Raw genomic sequence first — 25,727 nt, 5'->3', positions numbered from 1 at the left:
ACCATGGCCAAGACTCAGACCCGGACCGCCGGCAAGAAGGTGGTCAAGAAGAAGGAAAAGAAGAACGTCCCCCACGGCGTGGCTCACGTCCAGGCGTCCTTCAACAACACCATCATCTCCATCTCCGATCCGATGGGGAACATGCTCTGCTGGGCTTCCAGCGGCAACCAGAACTTCCGCGGCACCCGCAAGGGCACGCCCTTCGCAGCCCAGGTGGCCGCCGGCGTCTGCGCCGAGGCCGCCAAGGAGCAGGGCGTCCGCTCGGTGGACGTCCGCGTCAAGGGCCCCGGTGCGGGCCGTGAGAGCGCCATCCGCGCCCTCAACGCCGCCGGCATCCAGGTGACCAGCATCCGCGACGTCACCCCCATCCCCCACAACGGCTGCCGGCCGCCCAAGCGGCGCCGGGTTTAAGAGAGGAGGAGAGACATGGCACGTTACACAGACGCCGTTTGCCGCCTCTGCCGCCGCGAGGGCATGAAGCTTTATCTCAAGGGCGAGCGCTGCTTCAAGGAGAAGTGCTCCTTCGAGACCCGCAAGGGCAAGATCCCCGGCCAGCACGGCGCGGGGAAGATCAAGAAGCCCACCGGCTACGCCCTGCAGCTCCGCGAGAAGCAGAAGGTGAAGCGCATCTACGGTGTGCTCGAGAAGCAGTTCCGCCACTACTTCGAGAAGGCCGACGCCAAGAAGGGCGTCACCGGCCACAACCTGCTCGGGTTCCTCGAGAGCCGCCTGGACAACGTGGTCTACCGCCTGGGCTTCGCGCCCAGCCGCACCGCCGCGCGCCAGATGGTCATGCACGGCCACGTGCTGGTCAACGGCAAGCGGGTGGACATCCCCTCCTTCCAGGTCAAGCCTGGCCAGGCGGTGGAGCTGGGCAAGCGCGCCCGCGAGAACGACGGCGTCAAGACCTCCGTCGAAACCTCCACCGGCCGTGGCATTCCCAAGTGGCTTTCCCTGGACGCCGCCGCCTTCAAGGGCCAGGTGCTCGCCGCGCCGACCCGCGAGGACATCACCCTGGACATCAACGAGCAGCTGATCGTTGAACTGTATTCCAAGTAAGGGGGCAGGATGCTGAACCTCAGCGATTTCCAGAGGCCGCGATTCGCGGAGGTGACCCCCGGGTCCCTCACGGACTCCTACGGAGAATTCGTGGCCTACCCCTTCGAGCGTGGCTTCGCCACGACCGTGGGGCACAGCCTCCGCCGGGTGCTGCTCAGCAGCATCCAGGGGGCGGCTGTCACCAACGTCCGCATCAAGGGCGTCATGCACGAGTTCACCACCCTTCCGGGCGTCTGGGAGGACATCACCCATGTCCTCCTGAACCTCAAGGAAGTGCCGTTCAAGCTGCACAGCCCCGAGCCCCAGACGGTGACCATCTCCGCCAAGGGCGAGGGCACGGTGACCTCGGCCGCCATCCGCTGCAACCAGAACGTGGAGGTCGTGGATCCCAACATCCACATCGCCACCCTGGGTGAAGAGGGCGAGCTGGAGATCGAGATGGTGGTGCGTCTGGGCCGCGGGTTCGTGACCGCGGACCACAACCACGACGAGAGCCTGGGCCTGGGTTTCATCCCCATGGATGCCAACCACAGCCCCATCATCCGCGTGAACTACATCGTCGAACCCGCCCGCGTGGGCCAGAGCACCGACTACGAGAAGCTCACGCTCCAGGTCTGGACCAACGGCGCCGTCAACCCCAAGGAAGCCGTCTCCGACGCGGCCCTCATCCTGCGCGACCACTTCCTCGTGTTCGCCCGCCAGGACGAGGACTTCACCGAGATGGAGATGGGGGCTGCGACCCTCGGAGCCGAAGCCGCCAACACCTGGCTGGGCAAGTCCGTCGAGGAGCTCGAGCTCTCCGTCCGCGCCAACAACTGCCTCCGCAACGCCAACATCACCACCATCGGCGAGCTGGTCCAGCGGACCGAGGCTGAACTGATGAAAACCAAGAACTTCGGCAAGAAGTCGCTCCAGGAGATCAAGGACGAGCTCGCTCGCATCGGCCTCTCCCTCGGCATGCGGCTCGAGCAGGAAGTGTAAGGAGCCCCCCATGCGTCACAACGTTTCCGGCAAGCGCCTGGGCCGCACCACCAACCAGCGCAAGGCCCTCATGAAGAACCTCGCGACCGCCCTGATCCAGAGCGAGCGCATCGAGACCACCCTGGTGAAGGCCAAGGAGCTTCGCAGCTTCGTGGAACCCTTCATCACCCTCGCGAAGACCGATTCGGTCGCCAACCGCCGCCTGGCGATGGCCCGCCTCGGGAGCAAGGACGCCGTGCAGAAGCTCTTCGGCGCCGACTTCCGCAAGCGGTTCGAGAGCCGTCCCGGCGGCTACACCCGCATCCTCAAGATGGCCCATCGCCTCGGCGACGCGGCCGACATGGCCCTCATCGAGTTCGTGGACTACACCCTCCCCGAGCCGAAGGCCGAGGACGCCGAGTAGCATTCCGCTGCAGCCATGGGAACGCCCCGGCCCGCCGGGGCGTTCCCATGTACGGCCTCAGCCCACGGTCCAGGTGCCCTCACCCTTGTCCTCGGGTTCGTCCTTGAAGTCGGCCCCCCGCAGCCGCCGTGCCCGCACCACCGTCACGGTGCAGGGCGCCTGCGCGGCCACCTGGCTGGACACGCTGCCAAGGAGCGTCCGCCGCAGGGAGCTGGCGCGGGCGCCGATGACCACGTGGTCCACGTGGTTGGCGTTCACGTACTGGAGGATGGCCCCCGCGGGGTCCGGCGACTGCAGGACGTGGAAGCTGATCCGCCCCTCCTCGAGGCCCAGGGGCTCCGCCCAGTGGCGCAGCTCCACGAGCCGCTGCAGGTGGCGGTTCCTGCCTTCGGCGTCCACCTGCTCGTCCAGGGTGATCCGCCCCAGCTTGAACACGTTCAGGCAGGCCACCCGCGCGCCGGGAAGGGCGGGGAGCATGTGGGCCACCATGCTGCGCAGGATGCCGGCGATGGGCGCCGCCTCCGGGGAGAGATCGACGGCCACGGCGAGGATCGGCGCATCGCCGTCGCTCCGGCTGGGCGTCTTCCCCCCGGGAAGCGCCAGCTCGCGATCCGTGAAGCGGCGCCGGAGCACGGTGGTGAAAGGGTCCTGCTGGAGCTTCTCCGAGCGCGCCGTGAGCTTCACCTGATCCGGATGGCGGAGGGCCAGGGCCAGGTGGGCCGCGGTGGGATACCGCCAGGCGGGGTGCACCTCCAGGCAGCGCAGGATGATTTCCTGGAGCCAGGGCGGGCAGTCCGGGCGGAGGCGGCGGGGCGGCACCGGATCGCGCCAGATCCGTCGCTTCAGGCCGGAAAGGCGCTGGGGGTCACCGAAGGGCCGCACGCCTGTGAGGAAGAAGTACAGGAGCACCCCCAGGGCGAACTGGTCGCTGCGAGGGTCGCGGCGCAGGCCGAGCACCTGCTCCGGAGCCATGTAGGGTGCCGTGCCGTAGGGCAGGCGGAACTCCTCGCCCATCAGGTCGGGCAGCTCCTCGTGGTGGGAGAGTCCATAGTCGATGAGCACGATCTCCCCGGTGGGCCGCGTGAGGAGATTGGAGGGCTTCACGTCCAGGTGGACCACGTGCTGGCGGTGGAGATCGTCCAGGGCCGTGGCGATGCGGGCGCCCAGGGCCGCCACCTCCGGGCCGGCCAAGGGGAGCCGGGTCAGCATGGGCAGGAGGCTGGGACCGGGGATCCGCTCCATCACCAGGTAGGGCTGGAAGCCGGTGGACCCCGTGGCGATGAACCGGGGCACGTGCGGGCCCGATAGGCGGGGAAGGATCATCTGCTCCATCTCGAAACCGACGATGGCGGCGGGATCCGTGCCTTCTGAAAGCACGGGCGCCTTGACCAGCAGGGGGAAGTCGAACCCGGGATGGGACGCGGTCCAGAGCGAGGCCATGCCGCCCTGGTGGATCCGCTCCCCAACGAGGAAACCGTCGAGGTTGGTTCCGGGTGCGATGGCCGTCTGCGGCATGGTCAGAGCCCTTTCCGGAGACGGGCTGCAAGGGCGCGCGGGAGGCCCGCTTGCAGGATGGAGGTCGCGGTGGCTTGGATATCGTAGGCCACCCGGAAATGGGTGAGCTCGGACGAGGCCGTGTCCAGCATGGCGTAGGCCGCCCCCGGATGGCCGTCGCGGGGCTGGCCCACCGAGCCGACCACGGTCAGCCAGCGGCGGTGGATCGGCAGGGGGATGGGCACGGCGGGGACGGGCTTGAAGGAGACCAGCTGGCCCGTGGCGGTGATGCCGTGCAGGGCGGGAACATGCGTGTGCCCGCAGAAGACCATCTGGGCCCGGCTGGCTTCCAGCGCCCGGCGGGCATCGCGGCCCTCGCGGATGTAGAGCCACGGGGGGTAGGTCTGCGGGCTGGCGTGCACGTACAGGCGGGGGCCGTCCTCGAAGCGCAGGGGCAGGCTGGCCAGGAACTCGCGGGCCTCGCGGCCGAGCTGGCCGCGGGTCCAGGCCATGGCGGTCTCGGCGTCCGTGGTCATCGATTCCTGCTCATCGGCCACGGCCTGATCATGGTTGCCCGCCACTGCGATGGCGCCCCGGCTCACCTCGGCCTGGATGCGCTCCAGCACTTCATTCGGCTGCGCACCGTAGCCCACGTAGTCGCCGAGAAAGACCAGCCGCTCCGCGCCGCGCGCCTGGGCGTGCTCCAGGCAGGCCTCCAGCGCGAGCCGGTTGGCATGGATATCCGCCAGAAGGGCGAGGCGCATGGGGGCATCCGGAAGGAATGGAGGGTCAGGAACCATGATAGGGGCTTGGACGCGTCAGAGTCCGGTTCTCTCGCCCCGCAGGTCCGTGCCGCGGCGCCGTGGTGCGGAGGCGCGGAATCTGACAACCCCTGTCGGCAGGGTCGCGACTGATGTCTTCCCCCGCACGCCGCGTGGTTGGAAGACGATCACAAGGTCACCTTAAGACCGGATTTACGGCAAATTTTCCCGACTAAAAAATATCGGTCTCCGGACATGGACTTGCTTGACCCGGAGGAAAGGAGTGCGTTAGCTAGTGGTCAGCCAACCCAATCCAACCTGTTCCGCGGGGCATGTCCACCGCGAACCCCATAACGATCCGTCGCTTTCGGGCCTGGAGCCATCCAGGCGTACTCAGACCACCATCCCGGCTCAGCCCGGCCTCACGAAAGGGGATTTCGAAAGGTTCCGTACCTGAGCTGCCATCCGGCTCGACCACGAGAAGGACCACTGAACGCCCAGCTTCAACCGAAGGAACTTTCAAGGAGGCAACACAACATGGCCATCGCAACCGAGCAAATCGCCACCAAGACCCCGCTCACCAAGGAAGAACGCATGGTGATCGTCGCCTCATCCGTGGGGACGGTGTTCGAGTGGTACGACTTCTACCTCTACGCCACGCTGGCGCCATTCTTCGCGCACCTCTTCTTCCCGAAGGGGAACGACACGGCCGCGTTGCTGTCCGCCTTCGCCGCCTACGCGGCGGGCTTTCTGGTCCGTCCCTTCGGCGCCCTGGTGTTCGGGCGCATCGGCGACCTGATCGGGCGGAAGTACACGTTCCTCGTGACCATCATGGTCATGGGCCTCTCCACCTTCGGCGTGGGCCTTTTGCCCACCTTCGAGACGGTGGGTTGGCTGGCGCCCATCATCATGGTCACCCTGCGCCTCCTGCAGGGCCTGGCCCTTGGCGGTGAGTACGGCGGCGCCGCGACCTACGTGGCGGAGCACTCCGCCCATGACCGGCGCGGCTACAACACGAGCTGGATCCAGACCACGGCCACCGTGGGCTTCTTCCTCTGCCTCGGGGTCATCATGGCCTGCCGCGGCACCATGACCAAGGAAGCCTTCGCCAACTGGGGCTGGCGCATCCCCTTCCTCGTGTCCATCATCCTGCTCGGCGTGTCCGTCTGGATCCGGCTGAAGCTGCACGAGTCGCCGATCTTCACCAAGATGAAGGCGGAGGGCAAGACCTCCAAGGCCCCCCTCAGCGACAGCTTCCTGAAGTACCCCAACAACAAGTACGCGCTGCTCGCCCTCCTCGGCGCCACCGCGGGCCAGGGCGTGGTGTGGTACACCGGCCAGTTCTACGCGCTGTTCTTCATGCAGATCACCCTGAAGCTGGACTACCAGACCACCTACATGCTCATCGGCGCGTCGCTGCTGCTCGGCACGCCCTTCTTCATCTTCTTCGGCTGGCTGTCGGACAAGATCGGCCGCCTGAAGATCATCCTGGCGGGCTGCCTCATCGCCGCCCTCACCTTCTTCCCCCTGTTCAAGCAGCTGACGCACTACGTGAACCCGGCCCTGGAGACCTTCCAGAACAGCACCGTGATCACGGTGGCCGGCAATCCCAAGGACGAGACCTTCAACCTCTTCGTCGGCCCCTGGAGCAAGTTCACGGAGCTGGACCGCGTGAACGACTTCTTCGGCAAGCAGGGCCTCAACTTCACCAAGGTGGCGCCTGAGGCCGGCAAGATGGTGGTCGCCACCATCCAGGGCAGGAACGCCACCACGGGCGAGGTCACCACCACCCGCGTGGAAGGCTGGAGCGCGGCCTCGGAAGGCGCCCTCAAGAAGGCCCTGAACGACCTCGGCTATCCCAAGGAGGCCGACAAGTCCAAGGTCAACTACCCCATGACCCTCCTGATCCTGTTTGTCTTCCTCATCTACGTGACCATGGTCTACGGGCCCATCGCCGCCTTCCTGGTGGAGCTCTTCCCCACGAACATCCGCTACACCTCCATGTCGCTGCCCTACCACATCGGCAACGGCTGGTTCGGCGGCATGCTGCCCCTCATCGCGACGGCCATCGTGGCCCTGAAGGGCAACATCTACTTCGGGCTTTGGTATCCCGTCGTCGTGGCCCTCATGACCGTGGTGATCGGGGCCCTCTTCCTGAAGGAAACCAAGGACCGCGACATCACCACCTACCAGCATTGATCGGACTTCCCGGCGGCCGGGCCGTCGGGAAGGCAGATGGGGTCGGGCGGAGGGGACTTCGCCCGACCCCACCTCTTGGGTTCTGGGCACCTGACTGGAGGCTCTACCCGAGGTAACGAGTGCTGGACAAGGGGCGGGGCGGGCCGGAGAATGATCGCCTCCTCCCCCCTTCCAGTGTCTTTCACAGCCTGACGGACCTGCGTGGAGATCCAGGCCTCCACCGGCATCCACACGCTCCTCCGCCAATTCCCGCCTTCATCTCACCCTCTGGCACGGAGCCGACCCATGTCCGAAGACCTCTACCCCGTGAAGCCCCACATCCGGGAGCGGGCTCACATCAAGACCATGGAGGAGTACCACCGCCTGTACCGACTGTCCCTGGACAACCCGGAGTGGTTCTGGGGCGAGCAGGCCAAGTCCCTCACCTGGTTCCATCCCTGGCAGTCCGTCTTCGACGCGGACTACAACGAGGTGGACTTCTCCTGGTTCCTGGGCGGGCGCCTCAACGCCTGCTTCAACTGCGTGGATCGCCACCTGCCGCACCTGGGCGACAAGGACGCCATCATCTGGGCCCAGGACGAGCCCGGCGTCTACACCCACATCACCTACCGCGACCTCAAGCACCACGTGGCCCGCGTGGCGAACGTCCTCCTCTCGCACGGCGTGAAGAAGGGCGACCGGGTCTGCGTCTACATGACCATGATCCCCGAGCTGGTCTACACCATGCTCGCCTGCGCCCGCATCGGCGCGGTGCATTCCGTGGTCTTCGGCGGGTTCTCGGCGGAATCCCTGCGGGATCGCATCGTGGATGCCCGCTGCAAGGTCGTGGTGACCGCCAACGAGGGCCTGCGCGGCGGGAAGAAGGTCCCCCTCAAGAAGACCGTGGACCGCGCCATCGAGGGCATGTCCCTGGTGGAGACGGTCCTGGTGGCCCGCCGCACGGACAGCGACGTGCCCATGCAGCCCGGCCGGGACCTGTGGCTGGACGAGGAGGCCGCGCGGCAGCGCTCCACCTGCACCAACGAATGGATGGGCGCCGAGGACCCCCTCTTCATCCTCTACACCTCCGGCAGCACCGGGAAGCCCAAGGGCCTGCTGCACACCACCGGGGGCTACCTCACCTACGCGGCCTTCACTCACAAGCTGGTCTTCGACTACCACCCGGACGACATCTACCTGTGCGCCGCCGACATCGGCTGGGTCACGGGGCACAGCTACATCGTCTACGGCCCCCTGGCCAATGGCGCCACCACGGTGATCTTCGAGTCCACGCCGCTCTATCCGGACGCGGGCCGCTACTGGCAGGTGGTGGACGACCTGGGCGTGAACATCCTCTACACGGCCCCCACGGCCCTGCGCGCCCTGGCCCAGGCGGGCGACAGCTGGATCCACAAGTACAGCCGCAAGTCCCTGCGCATCCTCGGCACCGTGGGCGAGCCCATCAACCCGGAGGTCTGGCGCTGGTACCACGACGTGGTGGGCGAGGGCCGCTGCACGGTGGTGGACACCTGGTGGCAGACCGAGACCGGCGGCATCCTCATCACCCCCCTGCCCGGCGTCACCCCCACCAAGCCCGGCTCGGCGACCCTGCCCTTCTTCGGCGTGAAGCCCGTCATCGTGGATCCCTCCACGGGCGTGCCCATCGAGGGCAACGGCGTGGAGGGAGCCCTCTGCCTGGGCGCCCCCTGGCCCGGCCAGGCCCGGACGGTCCACGGTGACCACAAGCGGTTCCGCGAGACCTACTTCACCCAGTATCCCGGCTACTACTTCACCGGGGACGGCGCCCGGCGGGACGAGGACGGCTACTACTGGATCACCGGCCGCATCGACGACGTGATCAATGTCAGCGGCCACCGCCTCGGCACCGCCGAGGTGGAGAGCGCGCTCGTGGCCCACGAGGCCGTGGCGGAAGCCGCGGTGGTGGGCTACCCGCACCCCATCAAGGGCCAGGGCATCTACTGCTACGTTCTGCTCAACAACGGCTTCGCCGACAACCAGCAGCTCGTCGGCGCCCTCAAGGAGCAGGTGCGGCAGGTCATCGGGGCCTTCGCGGCGCCCGATGTCATCCACATCGCCTCGGGCCTGCCCAAGACCCGCAGCGGCAAGATCATGCGGCGCATCCTCCGCAAGATCGCCTCCAGCGAGTACGACGGCATGGGCGACATCTCCACCCTGGCCGAGCCCGACGTGGTCAACCGGCTCGTCGAAGAGCACCAGAAGAGTCAGAATTGATGCCATCCGGAGGTTCTCCCTGCCACGCGTGCGTGGCAGGGAGCTCAGGGCTTGCTGCGCGCCTCCGCCTGACGCCACGCGGGGCGTGGCTCGCACTCGCCTGACGGCTCGTGGAGACGGAGCTTCTTCCCAAGCCCCCGCGAAGAAGCCCGGCAAAGCCGGGCTTCTTCTTGTTCTCAATCTGGGTTCAGAGCGCGCTACAGCGGAAGGTCCCGCACGAACGCCCGCACCAGCGCCTCGAAGCGACCCGCGGCGGCGGCGCCGGCTTCCAGCACTTCCTGGTGGGTGAGGGGCTGGGGCAGGAGGCCGGCGGCCATGTTGCAGAGGCAGGAGATTCCGGCCACGCGCATGCCCTCGTGCCGGGCCACGATGGCCTCGGGGACGGTGCTCATGCCCACGGCGTCGGCGCCCATGACACGGAAGGCCCGGATCTCGGCAGGGGTCTCGTAGCTGGGGCCCGTCAGGCCGAGATACACGCCTTCGCGGAGCGTCTGTCCCAGCCGATGGGCGCAGGCCAGCAAGTGGGACCGGAAGGCCGGGTCGTACACCGCCGTCATGTCCGGGAAGCGCGGACCAGGCTCCACATTGGGACCGATGAGGGGGTTAGTGCCGAAGAGGTTGATGTGGTCCGTGAGGGCCATCAGCTCGCCCACGCCGAAGGCCGGGTTGAGGGCCCCGGCGGCGTTGGTGAGGAGCACCGCCTTCGCACCGAGTCGCCCGTAGAGGCGCATGGGCGTGACCACGAGGGGCATGGGATGGCCCTCGTAGAAGTGGAAGCGTCCCGCCTGGAGGACGATCTTCCGGCCCTCGAACTCGCAGAAGACCAGCTTGCCGCCGTGGCCGGCCACCGTGGGGGCCGGGAAGCCCGGGAGGTCCGTGAAGGGGACGGCCACGCCGGCCTTCGCCTCGGGGCTTTCCGCCAGGGCGCCCAGGCCTGAACCCAGGACGATGGCGAGATCCGGAACGAAGGGCGCCCGGGCCTGCAGAGCCTGGAGGGCGGAAGCGGCAGTCATGGCGTCTCCTGGGCGGAGGACTAGAGGCTGGGCGTGAAGCTCACGGTCACGATCACGTCGGGCTGGATGGCGCCCGGGCTCTTCAGCCGCACCCGCACCGGATGGTAGGCCGGAGGGGTCCGGTAGGCGGGGAGGGTGAGCGCCTCCGTGGTGCCGCCGGCGCCGGTGAAGGCGAAGCTCCGGTCGATGTAGGGCAGGTCCAGATCCACCTCGCTCCCGGCCGCCAGGGCCGGGGAGATGCTCACGCCGATCACGTAGCGACGGTCGGCGCTGAGGTTGAAGCCGCTGTAGAACACTTCGTCTTCGGACCGGTTCGGATAGCTGCCCCGCACCAGGACGGCCTTGGCCATGCTGAGGGTGAAGGGGGCCAGCGGGGTGGTGAGCGCGTTGGGATCCGTGCCCCAATTCACCACGAAGGAAGCCAGGGGCCCCGTGGTGGGCCGAGGCCAGGGCATGCCGAAGGGCGTCGTGAGGGCGCCCAGGGTCGAATCCGTGAAGATCGCCGCGAGATCGACCGGTTCGGCCGCGGTCTTGGACTCCTTGAGCCGGGCGACCTGGGAATAGATGTTGAGCGGTTCTGAATCCCGGAGCCCGTCAGAGTTCGTCCTGCCGGGGGCCAGGAAGAGCCTGGCTGCGGCCAGGGGATCGATCTTGGCCCAATCGGTGGACGTCCCCGGGCTGGTGAGGCTGTTCGCCTTGAGGATGATCTCCCAGGCGAGGGCGCGGAGGGCGGGGGCGGCGTAGGGGGTGATCTGGGCCGAGGTCAGCCCGCTCAGGTCCCGGATGTCGGTGACGGGGGCGGCGAGGCCGGTGCCCTGGGTGTCCGCGAGGTAGGGGGACTTCAGGACATCGGCGGCCATGGCCCCGGCCAGGCCTTCGATGCGCGCCATGTCCGGGCTCAGGTCCGCGAGGGCCGCGCCGACGGGGAACAGGGGGGCCCGGGGGATGGAGAAGGTCCGGCCGGATCCGCTGGCGTAGAGGGCGCCGCGGGCGATCAGGGGCAGGATGACGCCTTCGTCCCACGCATCGTCGTTGGTCGGGCCGCCCTGGATGGATCCGAAATAGTGGAAGGTCTGGCGGAGGTAGTCGAAGGCCAGAGGGTAGACGGAATGGTCGAATTCCACGAAGGAGCCGCGGGGTTCCGATACGCCCGGAGCATAGTGGAGGTCGAGGACGCCGCCCGGGGTGGCCGTCCCGAAGGTGTTCCGGTAGCTGGCGACGGTGTCGCCGATGGCGAGGACACGGCTTCCGGTGCCCGTGGTCCTGCCGGACAGGCTGGTCTCAAGGACGGGGTGGGCCCCTTCGGGACCCATGAGGTAGCCGGAAATCAGGGTCGGATCGACCAGCCACCAGGCATCCGAGAGCCCGACCGTGAAGTTGACGACGCTGTCTCCGGCCGGGAGGGCCGAGGGGGTCGGGTCTCCGGAGGGGGCGGTGCCATCCACGGCCTTGCGCATTGCGTAGCGGAGGCGGGTGGACTGGGGGACGGTGCTGTTGATGCCGGCCGGGTCGCCGATCAGGTTCACCGGGGTTCCGCCCCCGTCGAAGGTGCTCAGGAGCTCGACCATCAGGGGCTTGTCCTTGGCCACCGTCACGGCGTAGGCCCCATTGGCGTCGGTGTAGGTCGAATCATCCTTGGATGAGACCAGGGTCCAGGCGGTGGACTTGGTCACCCCGTCGGGGTTGAGCTGGTCGTTGCGCTGGTAGACCCGGATCTTGGCGTACCGGGCGGGCATCGACTTGAGGTTCGCCGCCACGGTGCTGTCCACCAGTCCGGTGGGCACGCCATTGGCGTCCGTGGCGAGGGGCACCCGGCTGTAGGTGACGGTGCCCGAGACGGTGATGGTGGTGGCGGCGGTGGCGGTATCCCCGCTCTTCTTCCCCCCGCAGGCCAGCGCCGAGGCCAGAAGCACGACGGCCCCCAGGGCCCGAAGGGTAGCTCGGTACAACGGCATGACCACCTCAGAACGGCGAAAGGATCAAGTCTAGCATGGCGTCCGCGGCCGGTCCCGCGCCGGGACACGGTGGGGCGCTTCCTTCCAGTGCCGCGGGTGGCGCGGAGGTTCAGCGTGCCTGGCACCTCCCTGATGGGAGTCGCGGATCAGCGCTTGGCGCCGGTCCCCAGCAGGGCGTTCTGGGCGGCGAGCTCGGCGGAGACCTCTTCCTCGTCGTTGAGGACCGGCAGGGGGTTCCGCTGGACGCCATCGATCTTGAGCTCGAAGTGGAGGTGCGGACCCGTGGCGTTGCCCGTGCGGCCCACCTCGGCGATCTTCTGGCCCCGGCGGACGATGTCCCCCTCATGGACCAGGTTCAGCTGGTGGTGGGCGTAGAGGGTGGCCACGCCGTTCCCGTGATCCACCACCACGAAGTTGCCGTACTGCTTGTGCTTCCCGGCCATCACCACCTGCCCGTCCATGGCCGCGAACACGGCCGTGCCGGCGGGGGCGTTGAGGTCGATGCCGCGGTGCCGGCCCTTGTAGCGGACCCGCTTCTTGCGCTGGTTCTTCACCCGCACGACCTTCGTGCGCATCCGGGGGCCCCAGGCGGAGCTGATGGTGCGGGTCTCCACGGGCCAGAGCAGGTCAAGGTGCTCCGGATCGGCGGGCGTGAAGGTGGGCAGCAGGGCGTTCAGCTCGGCCTCGCTGACCGGCGGCATGACCGGCTGCATCCGGGCCAGGAGCTGGGAGGGGTTGTCGGGAGGCAGGTGCGCCTCGAGGTGGCCGGAGGTCGCGCCAGTCCGGGCCTCGGGGGTCACGGCGCGGACCTGGTAGGGCAGCAGGCGCTCCAGGTGGGGCATGGGCGCCGGAGGCACGACGGCGGGCGCGGGCAGGGCGGCGAGGGCGGGCCGGGGCACGGCCGGGAGGGCCTGGACGGGCGCTTCGTCCGCATCCGCGGCCGCGGCGCGCGCCGAGGCCGCGGACGCGCGCACCTTCAGGCGGGCGCCCAGGGACAGCTTGGACAGCTTCCGTCCGGGGTTCAGGGCGGCCAGGTCGGCCAGGCTCATGCCATGGGCGCGGGCGATGGCAGCGGCGGTCTCGCCTTTGCGCACGATGTGGACGGCACCATCATCGGCGGGCCTGGAGGAGGTCTTCTTGGAGGTCCGCTTCGGGGCGGCCTGGAGGCCGAGGCTGAGGGACGCGAGAACAAGGGTCAAGACGGCATGACGCATGAAAAAACTCCCGGCTGGAACGGAAAAGCCTGCTTCGCTAGGCCTCCTTGGGGGGGTCGTGACCCCGGTCGCGATGGAATAAGGAACAGTCCAGTCCCCAATCCTAGCGGGGTCCTGGAACCTTGCATATGCAAATGTTTTCCAACTGGCGTGGCAGGCTCAGGGCGCCCAGGGGCACCCTTCCCAGGGCAGGGTCACGGTGCCCCGCCGCCCCCCCTCCTTGCGGAGGAGACGAGCCGGCCCGATGGCCATGCCGTGGCTCACGGCCTTGAGCATGTCGTAGAGCACCAGTAGGCCCACGGTCACGCCGGCCAGGGCCTCCATCTCGATGCCCGTGCGCCCCTCGCAGCTCACGGCCACCCGCAGCCAGGCCCGCCGCAAGTCCGGGTCCCAGTGGTGGACCACATCCACGGCCTCGATGGCCAGGGGGTGGGCCAGGGGGATCAGGTCCGAGGCCCGCTTCACGCCGCCCACCGCCCCGATCCGCGCCACGGACCAGGGATCGCCCTTGGGACCGCCGCCCTTCGACAGGGCCTCGGCAGCCGGGGCGTCCAGCTCCAGGTAGCCCGCGGCCACGGCCATGCGCCGCGTCACAGCCTTGGCCGACACGTCCACCATCTTGGGGCGGCCTTCGGGATCGAGGTGCGTCAGCTTGGCCATGTCGGCTCCTGGGTTGAGGATGGCCTCGACCTCAGATTTGGCCTGAGATCGAGGCGGGGGGCTCCGGGGGGGACATCGCGAGCCCCGCGAGCAGGCGGTCCCCCCCGGATCATAGATAGGCCAGAAGGATGTCCCGCAGGGCCGCCGTGTCCGGCGCGTAGGCCCGGGGGCCGCAGGCGGCCAGGGCCTCCTGGGAGTAGAAGCCGTGGCCCACGGCCACGCTGGGCACGCCGGCGTCCCGGGCCATGTCCAGGTCGAAGGGCGTGTCGCCCACCATGAGGATCTCCTCCGGGGCCAGGCCGGTCAGGGCCTGCATCTTCTCCAGGCTCTCGGGGTGGGGCTTGCCGTGGGTGACCTCGTCGGGGGTGATGATGGGATCGAACCAGGCCTCCCAGCCCCAGCGGGCCATCTGGCGCAGCAGGGGGACCCGGCGCTTGGAGGTGGCCACCGCCATGCGCTGGCCGCGCCCCCGCAGCTCCTCCAGCAGCTCGGGGATGCCCTCGAAGGGCTGCATCAGGTGCTCGTGCTCCGCGTGGCCGAAGCTGCGGTAGGCCTTGAGCACCGTGTCGTCGTCCAGGCCCAGGGGGCCGAAGGTGTTGCGGATGCCCGCCTCCACGGGCAGGCCCACGTACTTCAGCCACTCGTGCATGACCGAGCGGGGCTGGCCCAGGGCGTCCAGGGCGTGGGCCATGCCGGCCTCGATGAGGGGGCGGCTGTCCACCAGCGTGCCGTCGAAGTCCCAGGCGATGAGTTTCAAAGAGGCCTCCCTACTTTCATGATGGCAGACCGCATGGCAGGGCTTTGCCCTGCCATGCGGTGGGGGGCTCCGGGGGGGACATCGCGAGCGTCAGCGAGCAGGCGGTCCCCCCTGGACCGCATCAGGCCGAAGGCAGGTGGAGGGCCCGGACGAAGGTGGCCTCCGTGGCCTGCTGGAGCTCGGCGACCACGGCGGGCGGCACCGGCGAGTCCACGGAGAGCACCACCATGGCCTCGCCCTTCTTCTCCCGGCGGCCCAGGTTCATGAAGGCGATGTTGACGTCGTGCTGGCCGAGCAGCGTGCCGATCCGGCCGATCATGCCCGGGCGGTCCAGGTAGCTCAGGAGGAGCATGTGCTCTTCGGGCATGAAGTCCATGGCGTAGTCCCGCAGGCGGACGATGCGGGGGGTGCCTTCGAAGAGGGTGCCCGACAGCACGCGGGTCTTGCCGCTGCCCTCCAGGGTGAGGGTCACCAGGTTCGAGAAGGCGCCGCCGTCGGTGGACTTGCGCTCCTCCACCACCAGGCCCATGCGCTCGGCCACCAGGTTGGCGTTGACCATGTTCACGGGCTGGTCCGTGGCCCGGTCCAGCAGGGCGGCCAGACCGCTCACGGTGAGGGGCGAGCAGTCGTGGTGGGCGATGGCGCCGGAGAAGCCGAAGGTGACGCGGTCCAGGCTGCCCTTCACCAGCTGGAGGCCGAACTCGCTGAGCACGGCCACGAGCTTGAAGTAGGGCCGCATCTGGTCCATCACGGCCGGATCGAAGCGCGGCAGGTTCACGGCGTTCTCCAGGGGCGTCCGGTCCAGGTAGTTGAGGATCTCCCGGGACACGTCGATGGCCACGTTCACCTGGGCCTCCTGGGTGTTGGCGCCCAGGTGGGGCGTGACCACCACCTTCTCGTGGCCGATGAGGCGCTTGAGCACCTCGGACTTGGGCGGCTCCTCGGACCAGACGTCCACGGCCGCCAGGGCCACCTTGCCCGACTCCAGGGCCGCCAGCAGGGCGGGCTCGTCCAGGATGCCGCCCCGGGCCACGTTGAGGAGGATGACGCCCTCCTTCATCAGGGCCAGCTGCTCCGGGCCGATCATGCCGCGGGTCTCGTCGTTCAGGGGCGTGTGCACGGTGAGGATGTCGCAGGTGCGGCAGAGCTCGTCCAGGTCCGTGAGGCGCACGCCCAGGTCCTGGCCCCGCTTGGCGCTGACGTAGGGATCGCAGCCCAGCACCTCGCACTCGAAGGCCTTGAGCCGCGTGGCCACCCGGCCGCCCACCTTGCCCAGGCCGATGACGCCGGCGGTCTTGCCCTTCAGCTCCACGCCCGTGAACTTCGCCCGCTTCCATTCCCCGGCCTTGAGGCTGGCGTCCGCCGCCGGCACGTGACGGCAGGCGGAGAGCAGCAAGGCCAGGGTGTGCTCGGCGGCGCTGTTGGTGTTGCCGAAGGGCGCGTTCACCACGATGACGCCCTTGGAGCTGGCGTAGTCCACATCCACGTTGTCGATGCCCACGCCGGCCCGGGCCACGATCTTCAGGTTCGTCGCGGCGTCCAGCAGGGCCTTGTCCACGGTGGTGCCGCTGCGGGTGATGATGGCGTCGTAGCCGCCGATGCAGGCGTGCAGCGCCTCCCGGGACAGCCCCAGCTTCACGTCGAGCGTGACGCGCGGATCGCGCTGGAGCAGGGCTAGGCCTTCGCCGGTCACCTCGTCGGTCACGATGATCTTCATGGAACCCCCGGTCGGATCCTGATGCAGCGCCGCATTGGGAATCCACCAGGGTACCGGCGAAAGGCTTTCAAGACAAGGAATCGGGCGCCTACTCCCGGTAGACGATGATCAGGCCTCCTGGTCCGGCAGCAGCTCCGGGTCCGTGCCGAAGACGCCCTCCCACCGGGCCACCACCACGCTGGCCAGGCCGTTGCCGATGACGTTCACCGTGGTGCGGGCCATGTCCATGATCTCGTCCACCGCCAGCAGCATGGCGATGCCCGCCTCGCCCGGCAGGCCGAAGCTGCCACAGGTGCCGGCGATGATCACCAGGGTCGCCCTCGGCACGCCCGCCACGCCCTTGCTGGTGAGCATGAAGGTGAAGACCATGAGCAGCTGCTGGCCCAGGCTCATGTGGATGCCCGCCGCCTGGGCGATGGTGAGGCTGGCCAGCACCAGGTAGAGGGTGGAGCCGTCCAGGTTGAAGCTGTAGCCCGTGGGGATGACGAAGCTGGCCACCTGGCGCGGCACGCCGAAGCGCACCACCTCCTCGAGCAGCTTGGGCAGGGCCGCCTCGCTGCTGGCGGTGCTGAAGGCCGTGAGCGCCGGATCCTTGATGGCCTTCACGAAGCCCAGGATGCGCACGCCCGCCATCCAGGCCACCGGCGCGAAGACCAGCACGAACAGCAGCGTGAGGGCCAGGTAGAGGCTGCCCACCAGCAGGCTGTACTGCTTGAGCAGGTGGAAGACGGCGGGCCAGCCCTTGATGAGGGTGCCGTTCACCGTGTGGCCGGCGGCCATGTGGCTCACGTTGTAGGCCATGGCACCAAAGACGCCCAGGGGCGTGAGGGTCATGACGAAGTCCGTGTACTTGAACATGGTCTGGGCCACGCCGTCGAAGAAGGCCAGCACGGGCTGTCCCCGCTCGCCCACCTTGGTGAGGGCGATGCCGAAGATCGTCGCGAAGATCACCACCGGCAGGATGTCCCCGTCTGCCGCGTGCTGGATGAGGTTCGACGGGAACATGTGGAGGGCGATCTCCCAGCCCGTCTTGGCCTTCGCGGCGGCCACGGCCGTGTGGGCGCCCATGTCCATGGGCAGGTGGGCCCCGGGCTGCAGCCAATTGGCCACGAAGAGGCCGATGAAGAGGGCCAGGGTGGTGATGACCTCGAAATAGAGGAGGGCCTTGGCGCCCATGCGGCCCACGGCCCGGATGTCCCCGGTCTGGGCGATGCCCACGATGATGGTGGAGATCAGCAGCGGGACGATGAGGCCCTTGATGAGGCTGATGAAGGCCTTGGAGAGGAAGCGGAAGGTGTCGTAGGCCCAGGGGTACTGGTCCTGGGGCAGGGAGCCGCCCAGGATCACGCCCAGGATCAGGCCCATGAAGATCCAGAAGGTGCTGGAGCGGTACCAGGGTCGTTTGACGGTCACAGAAACCTCATGGGGGAAAAGCCAGTTTGGCATGGGGTTCCTGTGACAGTCCTCCGGTAGAATTGAGCTTCATTTTGGAGTCTATGGAATGAACCCATCCAAGCGCTGGAACCTGCTCAACACGCTCTTCCTCACGGGCACCCTGGCCCTGGCCCTGGTGCTGGTGCCCTGGCGGCTGGCCACCTCGGGCCTGCGGTGGAGCGAAGGGCTGGTGTTCCTGGCCATGATCACCGCCGTGGGCACCGCCATCAGCGGCGGCTACCACCGGCTCTTCAGCCACCGGGCCTACAAGGCCTCCTGGCCCGTGCGCTTCCTCTTCCTCTGCTTCGGCGCCGCCGCCTTCGAGAACTCGGCCCTCAAGTGGGCCAGCGACCACCGGGTGCACCACCAGCACGTGGACACCGAGAAGGACCCCTACCAGATCGGCAAGGGCTTCTGGTACGCCCACTGGACCTGGGTGATGGAGGCCAAGGGCCTGCCCATCGCCGGCGTGGCCGACCTGGAGAAGGATCCGCTCGTGCGCTGGCAGCACCGGCACCACTTCCTCATCGGCGCCGTGGTGACCACCATCCCCCTCGTGATCGGCCTGGCCACGGGCAACCTCCTGGGCCACCTGGTCTTCGGCGTGGCGCTGCGCATCGTGGTGACGCACCACACCACCTTCTTCATCAACAGCGCCGCCCACATGTTCGGCAGCCGGCCCTACACGGACGCCAACACCGCCCGCGACAACTGGATCCTGGCCCCCCTCACCTACGGCGAGGGCTACCACAACTTCCACCACCTCTGGCAGTGGGACTACCGCAACGGCGCCCTCTGGTACCAGTGGGACACCACCAAGTGGCTGCTGAACGTCCTGGGCTGGTTCGGCCTCGTGGGCCAGTTCCGCCGCGTGTCCGCCGCCGCCATGACCCGGGCCCGCCTCCACATGGAGGAGAAGCGCCTGCGCGAGCGCCTGGCCCTGGCCAGCCCCGGCAGCGCCCACCCCATGCGCGACCGCCTGGCCGCCGCCCACCAGAAGCTGGACGCCGCCCTGGCCGCCCTGCATGACCGGCACGAGGCCTGGCAGGCGAAGAAGGCCGAGTGGCGGGCCAAGGGCCTTGCGAAGGCTGAAGCCTGGCGCGAGGCCAAGGCCGAGCGGAAGGCCGCCCTGGCCCTGCACCGCGCCGAGCTGCGGGCCGCCTGGGCCGAGTGGAAGGCCGCCCGCCTGGAAGTGCGGTCCGCCCTGGTGTACGCCTGACCTGGGATACACCTGACTTGATATAGGCCTGACCCTGGAGGGACCATGCGAGGCCATGCCAATGCCGCTTGCTGGTTTGAGATCTACGTCAAGGACATGCCCCGGGCCAAGGCCTTCTACGAGGGCGTGCTGTCCACCGAGCTGACGCGCCTGGAGGCCCCCGGCATCGAGATGTGGACCTTCGGGGGGGATCCCGAGAAGCCCGGCTGCGGCGGGGCCCTGGTGCACCTGGAGGGCGTGCCCTGCGGGGGGAGCGGCACCCTGGTCTACTTCGCCTGCGAGGACTGCGCCGTGGAGGAGTCCCGGGTGGCGGCCCACGGAGGCCGCATCCACCGGTCCAAGATGTCCATCGGGCCCTACGGCTTCATCACCCTGGCCCTGGACACCGAGGGCAACCTGATCGGATTCCACTCGCTGAAATAGCCCCGATCCAGTCAGGGGCCGCCCCGGCGCCACCTCGGCGCCACCTCGGCGCCATCTCGGCGCAGACCGCCGGACCGGCAGCTGTGGGATCATGAACCTTCGTTCTTTGGAGCATCCATGGCTTCCTTCGACCTCCTCGTCATCGGCTCCGGCCCCGGCGGCTACATCGCCGCCATCCGCGGCGCCCAGCTGGGCCTGGCCACGGCCCTGGTGGAGAAGGATGCGGGCCTGGGGGGCACCTGCCTCCACCGCGGCTGCATCCCCGCCAAGACCTGGCTGGAGAGCGCCCACCGCTTCGAGCAGATGCAGGTGGCCGACGACTACGGCATCGACGGCGTGGACGCCAAGAGCCTGAAGGCCAACCTCGCCACCATCGTCAAGCGCAAGGGCCGCATCGTCCTGAAGAACGCCAAGGGCATCGAGTTCCTCATGAAGAAGAACAAGGTGACCGTGCTCAAGGGCTTCGGCAAGCTGCTGGGCGGCGGGCGCGTGGATGTGGCGGGCGAAGTGCACGAGGCCAAGCGCATCATCCTGGCCACGGGCTCGGCCCCCAAGCCCATCCCCGGCCTGGAGACCGATGGCGTCCGGGTGCTCAACAGCGACCACATCCTGGATCTCACGGAGCTGCCGAGCCATCTGGTCATCCTGGGCGCCGGCGCCATCGGCGTGGAGTTCGCGTCTGTCTTCAGCCGCCTGGGCTCCAAGGTCACCCTGGTGGAGTTCATGGACACCATCCTGCCCCTGGAGGACGAGGAGATCGGCCTCGAGCTGGCCAAGATCTTCAAGAAGACCTACAAGATGGACGTGCGCACCAAGACCAAGATCACCCGCATCGAGAAGCGGGAGGACGGCGTGGTGTGCTTCCTCGAAGGCGAGACCCCCGGCGAGGTGGTGGGCAGCCACCTGCTGGTGGCCGTGGGCCGCGCGCCCATGGTGGAGGGCATCGGCCTGGAGGCCACCAAGGCCCAGGTGGACCGCGGCTGCGTCGTCATCGACAAGTTCATGCAGACCGGCGAGCCCGGCCTCTACGCCATCGGCGACATCGTGCGCACCCCCTGGCTGGCCCACGTGGCCAGCGACGAGGGCATCGTGGCCGCCGAGCACGCCGCCCAGAGCCTGGGCAAGGACGTGCATCCCCACCCCGTGCGCTACGACCGCTTCCCCGCCTGCACCTACTGCGATCCTGAGGTGGGCACCATCGGCCTCCACGAGAAGGCCGCCAAGGCCAAGGGCTACGACGTGCAGGTGGGCACCTTCCCCTTCGCCCCCATGGCCAAGGCCAACATCGTGGGCGAGCCCCACGGCTTCATCAAGATCGTGGCCGACAAGAAGTACGGCGAGATCCTCGGCATCCACATCCTCGGCCCCAAGGCCACCGAGCTCGTCGCCTCCAGCGTGGCCCTCATGGGCGGCGAGTTCACCGTGGACGAGCTCATCAACACGATGTATCCCCACCCCAGCCTGAACGAAGTGTTCCCCGAGGCGGCGCGGGCGGTGTATGGGCGGGCGTTGAATATGTAGTGTGGGATCGCGCCCGGTTGGGGCGCGGGCATACCAAAAATCGCCCGAATGGGCGATTTTTGGTATGTAGGCTAGATTTTTTAATATTACTGAGTGGAGCTAGCCAGCCACGCACGTAGGGGTACGATAAACCGGGCCGAGAAAGCGAGAAATCGAAAGAGCGGGAGGCATTGCAGATGATATCCAAATTAACCGGAAGTTTAGGTGCCAGCAACAATGCTCTAATTTTCAACTATTTAATGGAATTAGCGAGCCCTTTGAATTCGATTGACTTCTCTCATTATTCCGCTGAGTTCGGTAACGTAGGTATCACAAATTTGATTAGCGAGCAGGGAGTTGAGAAAATTTCGCAAAACTTGAAGGTACCAATTGGGTTTACTTTCTAATTTTTTATCTTTTATAAACTGAATAAACTCTTCAGCGAGAACGGAATGAGAATCAGGTCTTGCATCCCCAGCAGCCCGCTCGAGCGCTAGTTGAAGTGTACTATTACCTTGTCTCCCAAACGAGGATTGTTCGTATGCCCAATCAATAGATGGCTTGACAATTTTTCGATAATCTTCTTTTGAAAGATGAATTCCAATGCGTAGAAGGGTATCAAGGAAACTAATTCCTGCTGATCTCAGGCTTTCCTCGCCTGAATCGACAACATCCTCACACTTCAATAGAATGAGTGCTCGTTGGCCTTTTGGTAGACGTGAAAAATCATCTGCATCTAATTGTTCAATGGCACCTGCAACCTCATGTAAGCGACCATGCGCTAGAACTTCAGAAAGTGAACGAGTGACTCGAAGTGAAGTCGCAAGACGTGTACTAAAGGCTTTAGCTGAGGGAACCCTTCGTTCGGCCGGTGCAAGACATTCTTGAATGAGCTCATCAATTTGTGGCGGGATTGATTCATCAACTGTAGATAATTCCTCATAATCGCCTACGGGGATCGCCTTACCCGCAAGCGCTTCGTACAAGGTGACACCTAAAGAATAAAGATCAGTTTTTGAATCTATTTCCTTGCCTGCAAGTTGCTCAGGCGACATGTAGCCCGGAGTTCCAATAGCATAACCATAATCAGTCAATTTTTTCGAATCTTCCGATGATAATGCAATCCCAAAATCTACGAGACAAGCATTCTCGCGATCTTGTGATATAATAACATTTTCTGGTTTAATATCTCTATGGATAACGCCCATCGAGTGAGCATATTCAATAGCTGATGCGAGTTGGTGGAACCAAACACGAACTTCAGGAAGTCTACATTTGCCTTCAGAATCAATAATTTGTCGAAGATTTTGACCACCAACAAATTGAAAGATGATTAAAAAATTCTTCGCATCATCATTGAGAACTACATCATATATGGCTGGAATATTTGGATGCGATAATTTTGCAAGAATTCTAGCTTCACGTCTAAATCTTTCAATAGAAGATGCGGAGAAAATCCCCTTTTCATCGCTTAAAACTTTGATTGCAATATCTCGCTCAAGATCGTTATCGTGCCCTTTAATGATTTTCCCAAAACCTCCTGACCCATGTGGTTTTGCTTCGAAATGATAACGTTCTGGTTTTTTAGCGACTGTACTCATAAAATCTTCCTTATATTAGTGATTTTACGAAATAAAGCTTTATCGACTGAGTATGAGCAAGGGCCTGAATAACGAAGAGTCTGACGTGTAGCTGGAACTTGGTTGGTAAGAGTAAAAGAAAGGGTAACGATTGGCTAATTAGCGGCTATAGGAATGTAGCTACTCATTAAATAAAGGGTGGCGAGATAAATGAGCATGTTGAAACAGGCGAAAAGAGGTGCGACCTGAACCGTCGACGGATAGAAGGTCCTTGGGTCACTCCCATGAAGACACACTCATCCTGTATGCCCAAGTGAATCAGCCGAACGGTCGAATTTCTACCCTGAACGGTAGTTCCACCCCAACCAGTCTCACCCCCCGTACTCCCCCTTCAGTAGCCGCGCCCTCAGCTCCGCCGGCAGCCGCCCGGCCTTGCGGTCCTGGGTGAGCATGGCTTTGTAGCGGCGGTTCTGGAGGAGGTCGGCGGCGGGAACGTGGCGGGCCTCGGCGTCCTTGAGGGTGGCGAGAAAGCCTTCCAGGTCCTTGGCGCGGTACTGGACCACCAGCAGGAGGGCCAGGGCGTCGGGGTCCACGGGCTGGCCGGGCGGGGCCTGGGCCAGCACGCCCCGGATGACGCGCAGGGCGCTGAGGGGGTCGCTGTCCACCAGGGCCTCGGCCCCCTTGAGGGCGGCGTCGTCCAGGGCGGCGTTCCTCGGCGGGGCCGGGCGCAGGGCCCACCAGGCGGCGCCGCCCGCGGCCAGCAGGCCCGCCAGCCCCAGGGCCCAGGCCCAGCGGCGCCGGGGCCCGGTCTTGGCGGTGGTCTTCGCGGGGTGGGGCAGGGCCACCGTTGGTTGATCTTGCGGCCGCCAGGCGGGGTCCAGGGCGGCGCGCAGGGCCTCGCCCAGCTCCTTCGCCGAACCGAAACGCGCCAGGGGATCCTTGGCCAGGGCCCGGGTCACCAGGTCCCGCAGGGCGGGGTTCAGGCCGTCGAGGGACTCGAGGTCCAGGTCGGGGGTGGGCTCGTGGAGGATGCAGTAGATGAGCGAGCCGTTGGTGTCGCCCTGGAAGGGGCGGTGCCCCGCCAGGCCCTCGTAGAGGATGACGCCCACGGCGAAGAGGTCGGCGGAGGGCGTGGCCTGGCCCCGGCTCAGGTACTCGGGGGCCATGTAGGCCAGGGTGCCCACCACCATGCCCGTCTGGGTGGCCTCCTGGCCCAGCGACTTCGCCACGCCGAAGTCCAGGATCTTGGCCACGGGCCGCTCGCCTTCGCGGGCGATCATGATGTTGGCGGGCTTGATGTCGCGGTGGACGATGCCCTTCTGGTGGGCGGCCTGGAGGCCGTCGCAGACCTGGGCCATGGCCTCCAGGAAGGCCCGGGGCGCCAGGGCCTGGCGGCGCAGGAGGCTCTCCAGGCTGGGGCCCTCCACCACCTCCATGGCGAAGTAGAGCAGGCCGTCCGCCTCGCCGAACTCGTAGATGGTCACCACATTCGGGTGGTGCAGCCCGGCGGCGGACTGGGCCTCCCGCGCGAAGCGGGCCTTCAGGTCGCCCAGGGCCTCGGCGTCCGCCTGGGGCCGGATGGTCTTGAGGGCCACCTCGCGCCCCAGCGTGGTGTCCCGCGCCAGGAACACCTCGCCCATGGCTCCCTGGCCCAGGGTGCGGAGGATCTCGAACTTGCCGATGCGGTCGGGCATGGGGGTCTCGACGGGGAGGTTTCCCCTACCTTACCGTCCCGGCCCCGCCCGGGGGTCGTCCGGAGGTCGTCCGGGGATCGCTCAGGGACCGCTTAAGCCGGGAGGGGGTCCAGGTCGATCCAGAAGGTGGTGCCGGCCGGGCCGGTGGTGAAGCCCACCTTGCCGCCCAGCACCTTCTCCCCGAAGAGCTTCACGGCGTAGGTGCCCAGGCCCCGGCCGCTGCCGCCCTTGGTGCTGAAGGAGCGGAGGAAGATCTGGCTGCGGATGTCCTTGGGGATCTCGCCGGGGTTGTGCACCAGGAACCGCATCCGGTCGCCCACGGGATGGACGGAGAGGGTGACGGGCTCGCCGGGGCGGATGGCCTCGGCGGCGTTGAGGGCCAGGTTGAGCATCACCCGGGAGAGCAGCTCGGGGTCGGTGCGGATGGGCCCGGCCGGGGCGGCGCGGAGGAGGACGGGCCGGCTCCCGCCGACGGCGTGGCGGGCCAGCAGGTCCCGCACGTCCTGGAGGATCTCCAGGGGCAGGACCTCGCGCAGGCTGGGGCGCAGGTTGCCGTGCTCGGCCTGGACCATGGCGCGGTAGCTGTGGAGCTCGCGGTCCAGGAGGCTCGTGAGGCGCGCGAGCTTGTCGGCCACCTGGGGGGTGCTGGCGTCCCCGGCGCACAGCAGGTCCGTCCAGCCGCGGATGCCCTGCATGAGGTTGGCGATGTCGTGGAAGAAGAGGCGCTCCAGCGCGTCCCGCCGCTTGGTGGGGCTCACGTCGTGGAGGAGGACGGCCTGCAGCTCGTGGCGGCCCACGCGCAGGGGATTGACGGCGATCTCGAACTCGGCGCACTGGGTGGTGTCGCCGCTGCGGAGCATGAGGAGGCATTCGGAGCGGGCCGGGCGTCCGGTGCGCTGGCCCTCCAGGATGGCCAGCACCGCGCCGCAGTGGGCGCAGGCCCGGCTGGTGCCGCAGCCCCCCGGGCCTTCCTCCGCGTGGACGCACCCGAAGACCTCGCCGGGGCGGCGGCCCAGGAGGGCCTCGGCGGAAGCCCCCACCAGGGCCTGCACCGGGGCGTTGACCGCCAGCACCTGCCGGTGCCGGTCCAGGAGGAGCACCAGGCCGTCCAGCGAGGCGACGAGGAATTGCGCGACCGGATTCTCCAGACAGGCCTCGGCCTCCCTCTGGAGCGTGCGCAAGGGCGCGCGCCGGGCCGGCGCGAACCAGGTGGACCGGGTGGGCCGGGCCGGCAACCGCTTGGCGAGTACCATGGCCCTCCTCCCCTTCTGGCTGGAAGATTGGTTCGAAACGACCTAGTTGAGGTAAATATACTCATTTTTCTAAGGGGTGCCTTCATATAAAACCGGCATCGTATCTGAGCGGCCGGGCCCCGAAGGCATGGCGTGGCCCGGCCTGCGGAACCCAGGCATCGGGTTGGCATTTCGGGGAT

21 protein-coding genes are annotated in these 25,727 nt (G+C 66.9%); 9 read left to right on the top strand and 12 right to left on the bottom strand.

From position 1 onward, the window contains the following. Window positions 1–3: 3 nt before the first annotated feature. Genes rpsK through rplQ form a run of 4 tightly spaced genes read left to right on the top strand, consistent with a single transcriptional unit; the run spans window position 4 to window position 2,443 of the window. On the top strand, window positions 4–411 hold the full coding sequence (gene rpsK / locus MLJ35_RS14015) for a 30S ribosomal protein S11 (RefSeq protein WP_026852731.1): 408 nt from the start codon (window positions 4–6) through the stop codon (window positions 409–411). Window positions 412–426: 15 nt separating this feature from the next. Further along, the gene (rpsD, locus tag MLJ35_RS14010) at window positions 427–1,059 is read left to right on the top strand and encodes a 30S ribosomal protein S4 (protein WP_243323823.1); all 633 of its coding nucleotides are present in this window, start codon (window positions 427–429) and stop codon (window positions 1,057–1,059) included. Between the two features lie 9 nt (window positions 1,060–1,068). Then, complete coding sequence (locus tag MLJ35_RS14005; RefSeq protein ID WP_243288422.1) at window positions 1,069–2,040, top strand: DNA-directed RNA polymerase subunit alpha; 972 nt, start codon at window positions 1,069–1,071, stop codon at window positions 2,038–2,040. A 10-nt stretch (window positions 2,041–2,050) separates the two neighbouring features. Next, window positions 2,051–2,443 (top strand): 50S ribosomal protein L17, encoded by a 393-nt coding sequence (gene rplQ, locus MLJ35_RS14000; protein WP_243288421.1) that lies wholly within the window; start codon window positions 2,051–2,053, stop codon window positions 2,441–2,443. Window positions 2,444–2,500: 57 nt separating this feature from the next. Here the strand turns inward: rplQ and MLJ35_RS13995 are convergent, their stop codons facing one another. Both MLJ35_RS13995 and MLJ35_RS13990 read right to left on the bottom strand, forming a co-directional pair. Next, complete coding sequence (locus tag MLJ35_RS13995) at window positions 2,501–3,958, bottom strand: serine/threonine protein kinase (protein ID WP_243384857.1); 1,458 nt, start codon at window positions 3,956–3,958, stop codon at window positions 2,501–2,503. A gap of 2 nt (window positions 3,959–3,960) precedes the next feature. Further along, the gene (locus MLJ35_RS13990; protein ID WP_243384856.1) at window positions 3,961–4,701 is read right to left on the bottom strand and encodes a metallophosphoesterase family protein; all 741 of its coding nucleotides are present in this window, start codon (window positions 4,699–4,701) and stop codon (window positions 3,961–3,963) included. Window positions 4,702–5,235: 534 nt separating this feature from the next. Between MLJ35_RS13990 and MLJ35_RS13985 the strand changes: the two genes are divergently transcribed. Both MLJ35_RS13985 and acs read left to right on the top strand, forming a co-directional pair. Continuing rightward, window positions 5,236–6,897: an MFS transporter gene (locus MLJ35_RS13985; RefSeq protein WP_243384855.1), complete on the top strand. Its 1,662-nt coding sequence runs from the start codon at window positions 5,236–5,238 to the stop codon at window positions 6,895–6,897. A 285-nt stretch (window positions 6,898–7,182) separates the two neighbouring features. After that, window positions 7,183–9,129, top strand: a complete 1,947-nt coding sequence (gene acs, locus MLJ35_RS13980; protein ID WP_243323834.1) for an acetate--CoA ligase — start codon at window positions 7,183–7,185, stop codon at window positions 9,127–9,129. A gap of 197 nt (window positions 9,130–9,326) precedes the next feature. Here the strand turns inward: acs and MLJ35_RS13975 are convergent, their stop codons facing one another. The 7 genes from MLJ35_RS13975 to MLJ35_RS13945 form a co-directional block, all read right to left on the bottom strand. After that, the gene (locus MLJ35_RS13975) at window positions 9,327–10,142 is read right to left on the bottom strand and encodes a purine-nucleoside phosphorylase (protein ID WP_243384854.1); all 816 of its coding nucleotides are present in this window, start codon (window positions 10,140–10,142) and stop codon (window positions 9,327–9,329) included. 20 nt (window positions 10,143–10,162) lie between these two features. After that, window positions 10,163–12,097, bottom strand: coding sequence for a hypothetical protein (locus MLJ35_RS13970; protein ID WP_243384853.1), 1,935 nt, complete (start codon window positions 12,095–12,097; stop codon window positions 10,163–10,165). Between the two features lie 146 nt (window positions 12,098–12,243). Then, window positions 12,244–13,311, bottom strand: a complete 1,068-nt coding sequence (locus MLJ35_RS13965; protein ID WP_243384852.1) for a LysM peptidoglycan-binding domain-containing M23 family metallopeptidase — start codon at window positions 13,309–13,311, stop codon at window positions 12,244–12,246. A 159-nt stretch (window positions 13,312–13,470) separates the two neighbouring features. After that, window positions 13,471–13,971, bottom strand: a complete 501-nt coding sequence (gene moaC / locus MLJ35_RS13960) for a cyclic pyranopterin monophosphate synthase MoaC (RefSeq protein ID WP_243323842.1) — start codon at window positions 13,969–13,971, stop codon at window positions 13,471–13,473. A 109-nt stretch (window positions 13,972–14,080) separates the two neighbouring features. Further along, entirely contained in the window at window positions 14,081–14,728 is a 648-nt protein-coding gene (locus MLJ35_RS13955; RefSeq protein ID WP_243384851.1) for an HAD family hydrolase, read from the bottom strand. 121 nt (window positions 14,729–14,849) lie between these two features. Beyond that, window positions 14,850–16,445 carry a phosphoglycerate dehydrogenase gene (gene serA, locus MLJ35_RS13950; protein WP_243384850.1) on the bottom strand — a complete coding sequence of 532 codons (1,596 nt, stop codon included), beginning with the start codon at window positions 16,443–16,445 and terminating at the stop codon, window positions 14,850–14,852. A 108-nt stretch (window positions 16,446–16,553) separates the two neighbouring features. Then, a complete protein-coding gene (locus tag MLJ35_RS13945) occupies window positions 16,554–17,858 on the bottom strand; it encodes a dicarboxylate/amino acid:cation symporter (RefSeq protein WP_243323852.1) in 1,305 nt (434 codons plus the stop codon). An 88-nt stretch (window positions 17,859–17,946) separates the two neighbouring features. Between MLJ35_RS13945 and MLJ35_RS13940 the strand changes: the two genes are divergently transcribed. The 3 genes from MLJ35_RS13940 (at window position 17,947) to lpdA (ending at window position 21,042) form a co-directional block, all read left to right on the top strand. Continuing rightward, window positions 17,947–19,098 carry an acyl-CoA desaturase gene (locus MLJ35_RS13940; RefSeq protein WP_243384849.1) on the top strand — a complete coding sequence of 384 codons (1,152 nt, stop codon included), beginning with the start codon at window positions 17,947–17,949 and terminating at the stop codon, window positions 19,096–19,098. Window positions 19,099–19,143: 45 nt separating this feature from the next. After that, on the top strand, window positions 19,144–19,521 hold the full coding sequence (locus MLJ35_RS13935; RefSeq protein WP_243384848.1) for a VOC family protein: 378 nt from the start codon (window positions 19,144–19,146) through the stop codon (window positions 19,519–19,521). Window positions 19,522–19,638: 117 nt separating this feature from the next. Then, the gene (gene lpdA / locus MLJ35_RS13930) at window positions 19,639–21,042 is read left to right on the top strand and encodes a dihydrolipoyl dehydrogenase (protein ID WP_243384847.1); all 1,404 of its coding nucleotides are present in this window, start codon (window positions 19,639–19,641) and stop codon (window positions 21,040–21,042) included. 245 nt (window positions 21,043–21,287) lie between these two features. Here lpdA and MLJ35_RS13925 read toward each other — a convergent pair whose 3' ends face one another. The 3 genes from MLJ35_RS13925 to MLJ35_RS13915 form a co-directional block, all read right to left on the bottom strand. Next, window positions 21,288–22,622, bottom strand: coding sequence for a serine/threonine-protein kinase (locus MLJ35_RS13925; protein ID WP_243384846.1), 1,335 nt, complete (start codon window positions 22,620–22,622; stop codon window positions 21,288–21,290). A gap of 350 nt (window positions 22,623–22,972) precedes the next feature. Further along, window positions 22,973–24,295 carry a serine/threonine-protein kinase gene (locus tag MLJ35_RS13920; RefSeq protein WP_243384845.1) on the bottom strand — a complete coding sequence of 441 codons (1,323 nt, stop codon included), beginning with the start codon at window positions 24,293–24,295 and terminating at the stop codon, window positions 22,973–22,975. A 92-nt stretch (window positions 24,296–24,387) separates the two neighbouring features. Next, entirely contained in the window at window positions 24,388–25,548 is a 1,161-nt protein-coding gene (locus MLJ35_RS13915; protein WP_243384844.1) for a sensor histidine kinase, read from the bottom strand. Window positions 25,549–25,727: the final 179 nt, after the last annotated feature.

Source organism: Geothrix alkalitolerans (genome assembly GCF_022808885.1).
Taxonomy (GTDB): domain Bacteria; phylum Acidobacteriota; class Holophagae; order Holophagales; family Holophagaceae; genus Geothrix; species Geothrix alkalitolerans.
The sequence above is the reverse complement of the archived record's forward strand: the minus strand, read 5'-3'. Positions and strand labels throughout refer to the sequence as shown.